General features: G+C 67.5%; 13 protein-coding genes. 8 read left to right on the top strand and 5 right to left on the bottom strand.

Annotated elements, in window-relative coordinates:
• The first annotated feature begins 86 nt into the window (after nucleotides 1–86).
• The 7 genes from AB0B91_RS41355 to AB0B91_RS41325 all read left to right on the top strand — a co-directional run bounded on the left by AB0B91_RS41355 (nucleotide 87) and on the right by AB0B91_RS41325 (nucleotide 5,528).
• Complete coding sequence (locus AB0B91_RS41355; RefSeq protein WP_358332267.1) at nucleotides 87–338, top strand: Scr1 family TA system antitoxin-like transcriptional regulator; 252 nt, start codon at nucleotides 87–89, stop codon at nucleotides 336–338.
• On the top strand, nucleotides 331–549 hold the full coding sequence (locus AB0B91_RS41350; protein WP_357957810.1) for a DUF397 domain-containing protein: 219 nt from the start codon (nucleotides 331–333) through the stop codon (nucleotides 547–549). The genes AB0B91_RS41355 and AB0B91_RS41350 overlap by 8 nt, the downstream gene beginning before the upstream one ends.
• 344 nt (nucleotides 550–893) lie before the next feature.
• Nucleotides 894–3,458, top strand: coding sequence for a DNRLRE domain-containing protein (locus AB0B91_RS41345; protein ID WP_358332254.1), 2,565 nt, complete (start codon nucleotides 894–896; stop codon nucleotides 3,456–3,458).
• Nucleotides 3,455–3,931 carry a hypothetical protein gene (locus AB0B91_RS41340; RefSeq protein WP_358332251.1) on the top strand — a complete coding sequence of 159 codons (477 nt, stop codon included), beginning with the start codon at nucleotides 3,455–3,457 and terminating at the stop codon, nucleotides 3,929–3,931. Before AB0B91_RS41345 ends, AB0B91_RS41340 begins: the two co-directional genes overlap by 4 nt.
• Nucleotides 3,932–4,210: 279 nt before the next feature.
• Nucleotides 4,211–4,696 (top strand): hypothetical protein, encoded by a 486-nt coding sequence (locus AB0B91_RS41335; RefSeq protein ID WP_358332248.1) that lies wholly within the window; start codon nucleotides 4,211–4,213, stop codon nucleotides 4,694–4,696.
• 173 nt (nucleotides 4,697–4,869) lie between these two features.
• A complete protein-coding gene (locus AB0B91_RS41330; RefSeq protein WP_357651335.1) occupies nucleotides 4,870–5,115 on the top strand; it encodes a type II toxin-antitoxin system VapB family antitoxin in 246 nt (81 codons plus the stop codon).
• Nucleotides 5,112–5,528 (top strand): PIN domain nuclease, encoded by a 417-nt coding sequence (locus AB0B91_RS41325; RefSeq protein WP_358332245.1) that lies wholly within the window; start codon nucleotides 5,112–5,114, stop codon nucleotides 5,526–5,528. Before AB0B91_RS41330 ends, AB0B91_RS41325 begins: the two co-directional genes overlap by 4 nt.
• 94 nt (nucleotides 5,529–5,622) lie before the next feature.
• Here AB0B91_RS41325 and AB0B91_RS41320 read toward each other — a convergent pair whose 3' ends face one another.
• From AB0B91_RS41320 to AB0B91_RS41305, 4 genes are all read right to left on the bottom strand, one after another.
• Nucleotides 5,623–6,363: a cytochrome d ubiquinol oxidase subunit II gene (locus AB0B91_RS41320; protein ID WP_358332242.1), complete on the bottom strand. Its 741-nt coding sequence runs from the start codon at nucleotides 6,361–6,363 to the stop codon at nucleotides 5,623–5,625.
• 9 nt (nucleotides 6,364–6,372) lie between these two features.
• Complete coding sequence (locus AB0B91_RS41315) at nucleotides 6,373–7,623, bottom strand: cytochrome ubiquinol oxidase subunit I (RefSeq protein WP_358332239.1); 1,251 nt, start codon at nucleotides 7,621–7,623, stop codon at nucleotides 6,373–6,375.
• A 96-nt stretch (nucleotides 7,624–7,719) separates the two neighbouring features.
• The gene (locus AB0B91_RS41310) at nucleotides 7,720–8,388 is read right to left on the bottom strand and encodes a response regulator transcription factor (RefSeq protein WP_358332236.1); all 669 of its coding nucleotides are present in this window, start codon (nucleotides 8,386–8,388) and stop codon (nucleotides 7,720–7,722) included.
• Nucleotides 8,385–9,509, bottom strand: a complete 1,125-nt coding sequence (locus AB0B91_RS41305; RefSeq protein ID WP_358332233.1) for a histidine kinase — start codon at nucleotides 9,507–9,509, stop codon at nucleotides 8,385–8,387. Before AB0B91_RS41305 ends, AB0B91_RS41310 begins: the two co-directional genes overlap by 4 nt.
• Before the next feature lie 65 nt (nucleotides 9,510–9,574).
• On the opposite strand from AB0B91_RS41305, the gene AB0B91_RS41300 reads away from it, so the two are divergent.
• A complete protein-coding gene (locus AB0B91_RS41300; RefSeq protein ID WP_219527817.1) occupies nucleotides 9,575–9,787 on the top strand; it encodes a hypothetical protein in 213 nt (70 codons plus the stop codon).
• A 13-nt stretch (nucleotides 9,788–9,800) separates the two neighbouring features.
• Here the strand turns inward: AB0B91_RS41300 and AB0B91_RS41295 are convergent, their stop codons facing one another.
• The gene (locus tag AB0B91_RS41295) at nucleotides 9,801–10,814 is read right to left on the bottom strand and encodes an acyl-CoA desaturase (RefSeq protein ID WP_358332230.1); all 1,014 of its coding nucleotides are present in this window, start codon (nucleotides 10,812–10,814) and stop codon (nucleotides 9,801–9,803) included.
• Nucleotides 10,815–10,885: the final 71 nt, after the last annotated feature.

The following is a 10,885-nucleotide window of genomic DNA, read 5'->3' as shown; positions in this document are numbered from 1 at the left end:
CTGCAGCCCGTCCAAGGCCGGCCACCTCTGTAAGGCCATTGCCGTCCTTCAAAACCATCGCGTCGCCCAGACCGCGTGAGGTTGAAATGGGTTCAGTCAGGGTGCTACCCCTTGCGGCAGGGCTGACCACGGGTCTGCTGGGCGCGTTCGAGGTGGCTACTCTGAGGGACGGCGGACCTGACCACGCCTACATAGAGAGCGTCGAGGAAGGTCGAGTAACCAATCGCACTCAGACCGTGCAAGCGCTTATCGTGCGATGGGATGCCCTGTCCAACATGGCGCATCCCGTTGACGCCAGCAGGGAGATCATACGCGAGGTGATGGGCCGCTATGAGTAACACACCAGGTCTGCCAGTAGGAGTCTGGACCAAGGCGAAAGCGTCGGGCGGCAACGGCGGTAGCTGCGTCGAGGTGATGCGGCGCGCCGATGACTCGGTTCTGGTGAGGGACACCAAGGATCACGGATCGGGGCCCGTCCTGGCGTTCACTCACGCAGAGTGGTCAGCCTTCCTGGACGGAGCCGGCAAGGGAGAGTTCGACCTCTCGTAGCTCACTTTCCGTAGAAGGGGTCCGGCTGAACCGGACCCCTTTTGCCTGCCCGAGATCCCCTACGCCGAAAGTACGGGAGGCATCCGTACATGCCATGCTGCGGAAATCCACGCTCTGATCATCATGCCATGACTCAGTGTTGATCTTGCCGTCAAGCCGTTCGTGATCTACGCTCACTCCGAGTTTTCCGGATTGTCAGGATCTTCATGGAGATGGCGCCTTTGCGGTTTACACGGTCGTTACGAAGCTCAGCTCTCGCCGTCACAGCGAGTGCGGCCCTCGCCGCCTCGGTCCTCAACCCTCCGCCCGTCCAAGCACAACAAGCCGGCCCGTCGCCTGTTTCCATGGCGGCCGCGACCAAGCAGCTGCCAGGCGAGATCCTGGGCGCCGCCACAGAATCTCGGCGAGTGGTCCGTCGGCAGGACGGGCAGGTGATCATCGAAACCTGGTCCCGACCCGTGCGACTCAAGCAGAACAACGGAGCGTGGGCCTGGATCGACACGGGGCTCGTCGAGAAGGACGGCGCGCTTCGGCCGAAACTCGTGAAGGCTCCGCTCGCTTTCACGGCGGGCGGGAAGTCCGAACCGTTCGCCCAGCTGTCGACCGCCGGAGGCCAATCGCTCGCCCTGTCATGGCCGACCCCGCTCCCGCGCCCTCAGGTCTCGGCGAACCGAGCGACGTACGACTTGGGCGATGGTGCCCAGCTCGTGGTCAGCGCCATGGCAGCGGGATTTCGCTACGAGATCGTCCTGCAGCGTCGCCCGGCGAAACCCCTGGACCTCACACTTCCCGTGCAGATGAAGGGCGCCTCACCCAGCGAGCAGCGGGAGGAGCTCGTGGACGCTCAGGGGCGAACCATTCTGCACGCGTCAACGCCCCGCCTGCACATCAAGCCAGGACAGCGGACGGCCACGAAATCAGCCCCCAGCGCGTTCAAGAGCGAGCAGTCCGGCGACAACCTGCGGGTGGCGCTGGACGGCGCGAAGCTGGACACCGCGGCCTTCCCCGTGACGATCAGCGGCTCGGTCGCGATGCCGGCGAGTGCGGACGTGGACGTCTCCGACGAGGGCGGCGCGGGCGACCCGTCTTCGCCGTTGCTGATGGCCGGCGGCATCTTCGGCATACGTAACCGCGTCCTGCTGCGCTTCGACACCATGGCTCTCACGGGTCAGCGCATCATCGACGCGAAGTTGTCGGTGGTGAACACCGATGGCCCGGGCTGTGGAGAGGTTGGAGACGGTATCCAGGTCCGGCGGACCACCAGCCGCTGGGATCCGAACAACCTCACCTGGGCCAACAAGCCGGCCACGACCACCGAGGGCGCCACGATCGTCACCCAGTCCCACGCCAGCGACTGCGGCAGAGGGACACTCGACTGGCCTGTCAAGGAGATCGCCGCAGCCTGGGCTAGCGGCAGCCCCAACTACGGGCTCACACTGCAGGAGCCGAACGAGGCCAACACCTCCGACAACTTCCGCGAGCTCGCCTCCACCGAGTACGGCGACCCCGGCACCGAGGTGCCGAAGCTGACGGTCGTCACCCAACCGGTCCCGGCACCTCAGGTCCTGTACCCGGCGGGACCCGACGGGGTGGAAGTGTTCACCGCGCCCGCGGACTGGAAGCTGGACGGGCTACCGGTCTCCTCCGAGAACGTGCACGCGTTGAACGGCGCTGACGACCGTGCACAGACCAACGCCACCACCTTGGCCCCGCCCTACTTCGACCCGGCCAGCGGGCAGGTGGTCGCTCCCGCGACGCTTGCGGGCAAGGGCACCGCTAGCCAGGTGCTGAGCGGGATCGCGCTGGACAACGGCGACGCCGATGAAACCCTCGCGACCGGTTTCGAGAACGAGGATTCGCCGGCGGCCAGGACTGCCGCGGTGGCCGCCGCGGAAACCCCGTACTCGATCACTCCCCGATATGCCGAGGTCGCCAACAGCTACCAGGCGCTGAACACCATCACCGACCAGGTGCTCGATCTGGACGAGACGATCCCGGCGGGAACCGCGCTGTTCGCCACGCACATCTGGCCCGAGCGCAACCTGGTCGTGGTGCAGTCCACCGACGCCTCCGCCGGGCTGCGTAAGGCATTGGCGGACCGGTACGGCACGTACAACGTCGCCATCTGGCTGCGGTCGGAGAGTGACCGTCCGCGCCTGGACGTCGGCACGACATCCTCCGCCTCCACCTCCGCCGCGGACAGCCGACAGAATGACACGGGAAAGCTTAACGGCGGCTCAACGTTCTCTTCCTTGAATCCCGACGGCACCAGAGGGGGGTGCACGACTGGATTCGCCATGGGGACTGCGGCCGACCACCTCATGGTGAGCGCCGGGCACTGCGTTGCGCCTGGCGGAACCCCGAGCGCTGGTGTCCTCGAATGGACGAACTGGGTGGCCGGTCAAGGAACGATCAAACTGCCGAACCAGCCGACCTATTATGGCGACGTGTCCCTGATACAGACGGTACTCGGCCGGGTCACCAGCCCCACCATCTTCATCGGTCCCAGGGACTCAACAGTAAAGGAATGGGTGGGTGGGCGATTCTCGATCCCCGCGAAAGAAAAAGACCAATACTGCGTCGGCGGTGCCAGCCCGAATACAAAGGTCCTGTCCAACGGACAGATCTGCGGCTTCAAAGTCACCGACATCGGCGTGAAGCTCGAGGCCTCGGATAGCACTACACGCTGGGTTCAGGTCGGTAAGAAATCCGGCCGGTGCACGATCGGGGGTGACTCGGGCGCTCCTGTCTACACCTTCCGCAAGGGCGATGGATTCGTGGTGGCCAAGGGCATCCACCACGGCAGCAACAACGTCGAAGGCAAGCCTAGCGTGTCCACCTGCGAGAACTTCTTCACCGACATCCATGACGTAATGAAGGCAGTCGGCAAGGACGTCTACAAGAAATGAACCCCCTGGGCCCGTCCTTCCTGTGGCGCATGTTCTGCCTCCTGGTGCTGGCCGTCGCCGTCTCCATGGTGGCTGGCATGCGGGAGTCCCGGCCGGTCGAACCGCCCTTTCCCGGGCGGATCGACACGGTCATGGTGGAAGGACGGGTCCTGATCCTGCAGGTCTTCGGCGGGGCGAGCGACTCGGCATGTCTCCAGACCGACAAAGTCGAAGCCGTCGAGTCCGAGGCGAGTGTTCGGCTTCGGATAGTGCTTCGTGATGCCTGCCCGCCCCCCGAACGCACGCTGCTGGAGATGTGGCGGGACGAGTTGTGGCCTCCTGCCGTGCTCGACATCCTCCGTGGCGTCGAAGTGCCCGTCCTACTCGAGCGGCCCTTGGGACGCAGGAAGGTCGTCGACGAGACAGGCCGCGAGCTCCGGGTCTGCCCGATCACGGGCTCGCGACGGAAGACCATGCAACAGTGCCTGACGTAGGTGCGGGTGCCGAACGCTGCAGCCAAGCTCCCTCGGAGGTCAGCCGAACCGGCCTCCGACAGGTGATCACCGACCTGCTCCATCGAGACCGCCGCAGCAAGCTCTCCGGTCTACGGGCTGTCGCACGCCGCTCCGGCGTAATTCTCTGAGCTTCCCATCCGACTTGGGGTGGCGAGGAGAAGCGATTTGGCCATCTGTGTGTTGGTGAGTGGCCAGCCAATCGGGCCGATGGGGAAGCGTACCCACCTCGCGCGTCCAAAACCTGGCGATATCCGCAGGATGGAAGATCCCGCCGCTCGGACCACCGCCACGTTCTATGACGTGTACGGCGACGTCGACGCCGTGGGCGCGGCCCTGCTGCTCGATCGGTTCACGGTCGCGGACGAATCCTTGCTGGCGGCGCTGACCGAGGCCACCACACAGCCGCTGCGGCTGCGGTCCGGATCGGCCGTGATCGTGGACGAGTCCGATGCGGAGTGGCCGCACCCGGGGAGCTCCCTGCTTCGCGCGGCGGTGGGCAGCTCGCGGAGCCCGTGGGTGCGGCGGTCAGAGCTGGTCGCCGACGGCCGGGTGTACGGCCGGCTGGCGCACTGGGACTTCCCGTTCGACCCGGCGAAGATCGCGCACCGTGTTGTGGCCGCGCCCGAGCCGGAGGGGCGGGTCGTGCTGTTCCGGGTCGAAGGGCCGCCTGAGCACGCTGAGCTGTTGGTGGACCGGGAACTCGAGGCATGGCCGCCGGGTCTGAGGGAGCATCTCGCACCCTGAGGGCAGGGGGTCAGTGGGGAGGCACCCCTGTTGATCGGTACCCGGCCTTGCGACTGGACGCACCTTGCGGTGCAGCGTCGCGAGGGGAGTCCCACGCCCAGCGGGAAATGATATCTATCTTCCTGCGTGTGCGGTATCGTTTGGGGGAGGATGGCCAACGGAGGGGTCCTGTCATGTCCCGAACTGTCATCGACCTCGATGACGAGATGGTGGCCGAGGCCATGCGCATCTATGGCTCAAAGACCAAAGCGAAGGCTGTGCGCATGGCCATGGAGGATGCCGTCAAGCGCCATCTCCGTCAGGAGCTCGCGAACGCGATCAAGAGCGGGGAGCTCGACCTCAGCGAGATCGTGGAGAACACCGGTCCCCGCAATGCCGACGGCACCCTTCAGCGCTCCACGCAGCAAGGTGCTGCGTGACCGATTACCTCGCTGACAAATCCGCGCTCGCGCGCTGGGGCCATCCCTCCGTCGGCCGGGTTCTGGATGATTTCAGTGACCGGGGCGTCCTGGCCACCTGCGCGGCGGTGGAATGGGAGATGGTCTACAGCGCTCGCAACAAGCCGGACATGGCCCGCATCCACTTCCTGCTGCGCGGCTTCAACTTTCTCTACTGCGGAGACGAGGTGTTCGAGCGCGTGCTCGAGGTTCAAGGCGTCGCGTTGGAGCGTGGTTTTCACCGTGCCCTGTCCATGGCGGATCTCCTTATTGCCGCCACTGCCGAACGTCACCGGGCGACCGTGCTCCACTACGACGGCGACTTCGATATGGTCGCATCGATCACCGGACAGCCCACCCAGTGGGTCGTGCCCACAGGGACAGCGGACCGCTGATCTGGGGGGTCAAGGGGTCGCAGGTGCAAATCCTGTCGTCCCGGACGGAGCGATGCTCTGCCGAAGACCCTGAGGGCCAGCTGGGACTTGGGAGTTACAGGTACGACGGGCCCGTCACCCGGTGCCGGAAGGTCCACCAGACCCATGCCTGTGAGGCCACCAGGAACGGGATCATCGTGAGGACGACCGGCACCAGGAGCGCGCCCGAGGTGCCCGGTGCCAGTGGCAGCCGGAAGCCCGTCAGGACGCCAATCGCCACCAGGGCCGTCGCCGTCAGGGCGTAGGTGCGGCCCTCGCCGGCGCCGCCGGACAGCACCGCCGCCCGCTCCCGGAGCACGCCCCGCAGTCGCAGTGCCGCGAACGACAGCCCGTGCGTGGCGAACAGCGCGGCCACCAGCAGGGCGGGCACCAGCGCGATGGGCCCGTGGATGCCGAGCAGCACGTCACTGAGCAGGCAACCCCAGCTCAGCGCCAGCCCCCAGCTACCGACGACGACGGCGCCGTCCCAGAACCCCTGCCAGCGAGCGCCGGGCAGCCGCCCGCGCAGCCACAGGCCGCTGTCCCGGATGACCCAGGAGAGCAGCAGCATCACGACGAGCGAGTAGTTGCCGCTCAGCAACGAGCCCTCCAGCGCGGGGAAGAGCCCGGCGAGCACTCCCGCGGCGGCCACCAGCCACACCTCGTTGCCGAGGAAGAACGGCGCGATCGCGGCGATCGCCTCGCGCCGCTCGTCCGCGCCGCGCCCCAGGTACGGCAGCACCATGCCGACGCCGATGTCGGCCCCGGCCAGCACGAGGTAGCCGAGCGCGAAGAAGGCCAGGATCAGGATCTCCATGACGGCTCCTCAGAAGGTCAGGACGGGGGCGGCGGTCTCGATCGGGCGGTCGCCCAGCGCGACCTCACCCGGTCCCTTGCGGGCGGTCCTGGCCAGCAGCCAGTAGTTGACCAGGATGAGCACGGTGAACACGGTGACGAAGGCGATCAGCGAGAACCTGATCTGGCCGTACGACACCGGTGACATGGCGTCGGCCGTCTTCAGCAGGCCGTACACGGCCCAGGGCTGGCGGCCCATCTCGCGGAAGATCCACCCGGCGATCATGGTCACGAACGGGACGGGGATCAACGCGGTCAGCAGCCAATGCCACGGCCGGAAGCCCCGCACGACCGGCCGGAACAGCATCAACAGGAAGCTCGCCCCGGAGACGAAGAAGAGCACCGCGAAGAGCGTCAGCATGGTGATCCCGCCGGCGTGCACCCAGCCCAAAGGTGGCAGGTAGTCACCCGGTCCGTACTTGGCCACCATCTCCGCCTGCGCCTCGGCCAGCCGGTGCGCGCTGCCCGACCAGGCGGCCAGCTTCGTCGGCTGCAGCGTCTGGAAGCCGATGCCGCCGAACGTCGCGGTGAACAGCGTCGCGGGCAGCGCCACGCCGATCCCGAGGCGCAGCGACTTACGGAAGAAGTCCTGCTCGGCGGTGCGCTTGGCCAGGTGGTAGGCGCTCACCCCGGCCATCAGGAAGCCGCCGACGATCAGCGCGCCGCCGCCGATGTGGAAGAAGGCGACCAGCGCCGCCGGGTTGGCCACCAGCGCGCCGAAGTCGGTGAGCCGCAGGACGCCGTCCTTGAGCTGGTAGCCCACCGGGTTCTGCAGGAAGCCGTTGGAGATCAGGATCCAGAACGCCGAGGCGTAGGCCGTCAGCGTGACGACCCAGATCAGCGCCAGGTGCGCCCACCGGTTCAGCTTGTTCCAGCCGAAGATCCACAGGCCCAGGAAGGTGGACTCGACGAAGAACGCCACGATCGTCTCGATCGCCAGCGAGGAGCCGAACACGTTCCCGGCGAACTCGGTGAGCCCGCTCCACGACAGCCCGAGCTGGAACTCCATGACCAGCCCGGTGACGATGCCCATCGCGTAGTTGATGATGTAGAGCTGCCCCCAGAACCGGGTCATCCGCAGGTGCACCGGGCTGTCGGTCAAGGTGGCCCAGGTCTGGATGACGGCCACCAGCGTCGCCAGCCCGAGGGTCAGCGCGACGAACAGGAAGTGCGCCCCTGCGGTGAGGGCGAACTGCAGGCGGGCGAGGTCTACGGTCTCCATGCTCAGAGGTTCCGGTCAAGGTCACCTCCGCCGCGTCATGCCGGGGCGTGCACCTGTCGTACACCTGTGGTGTCAACGGACCGCCCGCCGTACAACTCAGGGGGTAAGCCAGCCCGGGGTGATCATGCCGGCCTCGTAGGCGAGCACCACGATCTGCGCCCTGTCGCGCGAGCCGAGCTTGGTCATGATGCGGCTGACGTGCGTCTTGGCCGTGGCCGGGCTGAGCACCAGCCGGGCCGCGATCTCGTCGTTGGACAGCCCGGCCGCGACCAGCGCCATGACCTCCCGCTCGCGCTCGGTGAGCGCGTTGAGCCGGGGGCCCGGCTCCGGGCGCTTGACCCGGCCGGCGAACTCGGCGATCAACCGCCGGGTCACCGAGGGCGCGATCAGCGCGTCCCCTCTGGCCACCACCCTGACCGCGTGGATCAGCTCGGCCGGCTCGGTGTCCTTGACCAGGAAGCCGCTCGCGCCCGCACGCAGCGCGCCGTAGACGTAGTCGTCCAGGTCGAACGTGGTCAGGATGATCACCTTGACGCCGTCGAGCCGCGGGTCCGTGACGATCATCCGGGTCGCCTCCAGGCCGTCCAGCTCGGGCATCCGGATGTCCATCAGCACCACGTCAGGTCGTAGCTCGCGGGTCCTGGCCACGGCCTCGGCGCCGTTGGCCGCCTCGCCGACCACCTCGATGCCGTCCTCGTCGTTCAGGATGGACCGGAATCCGGCCCGTACGAGGTTCTGGTCGTCGGCGAGCACCGTGCGGATCATCGCACTCCGTTCAGTGGAAGGTCGGCGACGACCAGGAAGCCGCCGTCAGGCCGGGGGCCCGCCTCCAGGGTGCCGCCCAGCGCGGTGGCGCGCTCACGCATGCCCTGGAGCCCGTACCCGGTCCCGTCGGTGAACGTCGCCCCCGGCCCATCATCCTCCACGCGGATCACGATATGTCCGGACTCGTTGGTGACAGTCAGCCGAGCCGCGTCGGCTCCCGAGTGCCGGGAGACGTTCGTCAGGGCCTCCCTGATGATGCGGGTCGCGGCCAGGTCCACCTCGGTCGGCACCTCGTCCAGCCGCCCGGACAGCTCGGTCCGCACGTCCAGCCCCGAGCCCGCGACCAGCGCCTCCATCCGGGCCAGGCTGTCGGCGGGCGCGGTCGGCGCGCCCTCGTCCACCTGCCGCAGCACCCCGAGCGTGGTACGCAGCTCGCGCAGCGTCTCCTTGCTGGTCTCCTTGATCGTCCGCAGCGCGGCCTCCGCGGCCTCCGGCCGTTTCTTCAGCCCGTGCAGCGCCGCCGCGGCCTGTACGTTGATCATCGAGATGTTGTGCCCGAGTACGTCGTGCAGCTCTCTGGCGATGCGCAGCCGTTCCTCACTCGCCCGCAGCCTGGCCTCCTCCTCCTTGCTGTGCAGGGCGTCGAGCACGCGCCGTTCGGCCTCCCGCAGGTAGGCGCGCCGGTTGCGGGTGACGCCGCCACCGGCGACGGCGGCCACCACCCAACCGGCGATCATCAGGAACATGCTGTCGTCCACGTGCCTGATCCCGCCGGTCTCGCCCAGCCCCATGGCCAGCAGCGAGGCCGCGCCCGCGGCTATGGCGGCGATCAGGTGGCCCAGCTCGGCGGCGGTGTAAAGCACCACGAACGACAGGACGATCATCGGCCCGTCGAGCCGGGCGAACGGATAGTAGAGCGCGACGGCCACCAGCACGACGATCAGCGCCGCCACCGGGTAGCGCTGCCGCGCCAGCACCGCGGCACCGGCCGCGAGCGGCAGCAGGACGTCCAGCGCGTTCGGAGCGATGCCCGGCTGGAGGAAGGACGTGGCCACCGTGCCCGCCAGCACGGCGATGACCACCGCGAGCGACACGATGGTGCCGGCCGACAACGTGCGCATGCCGCCCATTCTGTACGGCCTGCCGTCCGGGTGCCCAACCGCCCCGCAATGGGTAGAGCCGGAGCATGAGCGTAGAAGACGAGTTGCGTCAGGTCGAAGAGGACCTGACCAGGTTGCGAGCCCAGACCAAGGATCTGCGCGACCAGATCGGTGACATGGGCGCCACCGATCAGGTGGAGATCGGCGCGATGATCAGCATGGCCGACGAGCAGGAAGAGCTGATCGCGGACCTGGAACGTCGCCGCGACGACCTCCTCCGGCGTCGCGACGGCGGCTGATCCGCTGGGCTGCTCAGCGCAGGGGGGCGCCCACTTCGTGCAGGTGGCGCAGCGCCTGGCCGTAGGAGGCGATCAGCCCGGTCTCCAGGTAGCTGACGCCCAGGTCGGCGCAGTACTGCCGGACGATCGGCTGGGCCTTGCGCAGGTTCGGCGACGGCATGTTGGGGAACAGGTGGTGCTCGATCTGGTAGTTGAGCTGGCCGAGCGCCACGTCCACGAACACGCCGCCCTTGACGTTGCGCGAGGTCAGCACCTGCTTGCGGAGGTAGTCGAGTTTGTCGGCCTTGGTGAGGATCGGCATGCCCTTGTGATTGGGCGCGAACGTGCTGCCCAGATAGACGCCGAACAGCCCCTGGTGCACCACCACGAAGACCAGGGCCATACCGAGCGGCAGCACGGCGAAGACGATGCCGAAGTAGCAGGCGAAGTGCGCCAGCAGCAGCGCCCCCTCCCACTTCCGGTGCTTCGTCGTCGGCTGGAACACCGCCTTGACACTGGCGATGTGCAGGTGCCACGCCTCCAGCGTGAGCAGGGGGAAGAACCAGAACGCCTGCCACTTGGCGATGAACCTCGGCAGACCCTGGCTCCGGCGTACCTGATCGGTCGACCAGACGATCACGGCGGGGGAGACGTCGGGGTCCTCGTCCTCGTGGTTGGGGTTGGCGTGGTGGCGGTTGTGCTTGGTGTTCCACCAGCCCCAGCCCAGCCCGATGCCGAAGTCGCCGATGAGCAGCCCGACGATGTCACTCGCCCGGCGGGTCCTGAAGACCTGCCGGTGCCCCAGGTCGTGGGCGACGAACCCGATCTGCGCGGAGGCCACGCCGAGCGCCACGGCCACCAGCAGTTGCCACCATGAGTCGCCGACCCACCAGAACAACGCCCACATACCGACGTAAGCGGCCAACACCAGGGTCAGCCGCACGGCGTAGTAGACCGGACGCCGGTCGAGCAGGCCGGCGTCCTGGATTTGTCGGGCTAGTTTCGCGAAGTCACTACCACGGGTTTCGAGCGTGCCTGTATCGGCCACAGGTCTCCTCACTTAGAGGTGGAAGTTGCCCCCACCCTGCGCATTCTCCGTGATGACGGGAGATCACGGCT

The organism is Nonomuraea sp. NPDC049141 (assembly GCF_040648415.1).
In the GTDB taxonomy this organism is placed as follows: Bacteria; Actinomycetota; Actinomycetes; order Streptosporangiales; family Streptosporangiaceae; genus Nonomuraea.
This window is presented reverse-complemented; position numbering and strand designations above follow the sequence as displayed.

What these genes read in the sequence shown, in the direction of transcription:
- AB0B91_RS41310 (WP_358332236.1), bottom strand. Translation starts at nt 8,388, where the DNA reads ATGATCCGCACGGTGCTCGCCGACGACCAGAACCTCGTACGGGCCGGA.
- AB0B91_RS41340 (WP_358332251.1), top strand. Translation starts at nt 3,455, where the DNA reads ATGAACCCCCTGGGCCCGTCCTTCCTGTGGCGCATGTTCTGCCTCCTG.
- AB0B91_RS41300 (WP_219527817.1), top strand. Translation starts at nt 9,575, where the DNA reads ATGAGCGTAGAAGACGAGTTGCGTCAGGTCGAAGAGGACCTGACCAGG.
- AB0B91_RS41315 (WP_358332239.1), bottom strand. Translation starts at nt 7,623, where the DNA reads ATGGAGACCGTAGACCTCGCCCGCCTGCAGTTCGCCCTCACCGCAGGG.
- AB0B91_RS41335 (WP_358332248.1), top strand. Translation starts at nt 4,211, where the DNA reads ATGGAAGATCCCGCCGCTCGGACCACCGCCACGTTCTATGACGTGTAC.
- AB0B91_RS41330 (WP_357651335.1), top strand. Translation starts at nt 4,870, where the DNA reads ATGTCCCGAACTGTCATCGACCTCGATGACGAGATGGTGGCCGAGGCC.
- AB0B91_RS41345 (WP_358332254.1), top strand. Translation starts at nt 894, where the DNA reads ATGGCGGCCGCGACCAAGCAGCTGCCAGGCGAGATCCTGGGCGCCGCC.
- AB0B91_RS41355 (WP_358332267.1), top strand. Translation starts at nt 87, where the DNA reads ATGGGTTCAGTCAGGGTGCTACCCCTTGCGGCAGGGCTGACCACGGGT.
- AB0B91_RS41305 (WP_358332233.1), bottom strand. Translation starts at nt 9,509, where the DNA reads ATGCGCACGTTGTCGGCCGGCACCATCGTGTCGCTCGCGGTGGTCATC.
- AB0B91_RS41350 (WP_357957810.1), top strand. Translation starts at nt 331, where the DNA reads ATGAGTAACACACCAGGTCTGCCAGTAGGAGTCTGGACCAAGGCGAAA.
- AB0B91_RS41320 (WP_358332242.1), bottom strand. Translation starts at nt 6,363, where the DNA reads ATGGAGATCCTGATCCTGGCCTTCTTCGCGCTCGGCTACCTCGTGCTG.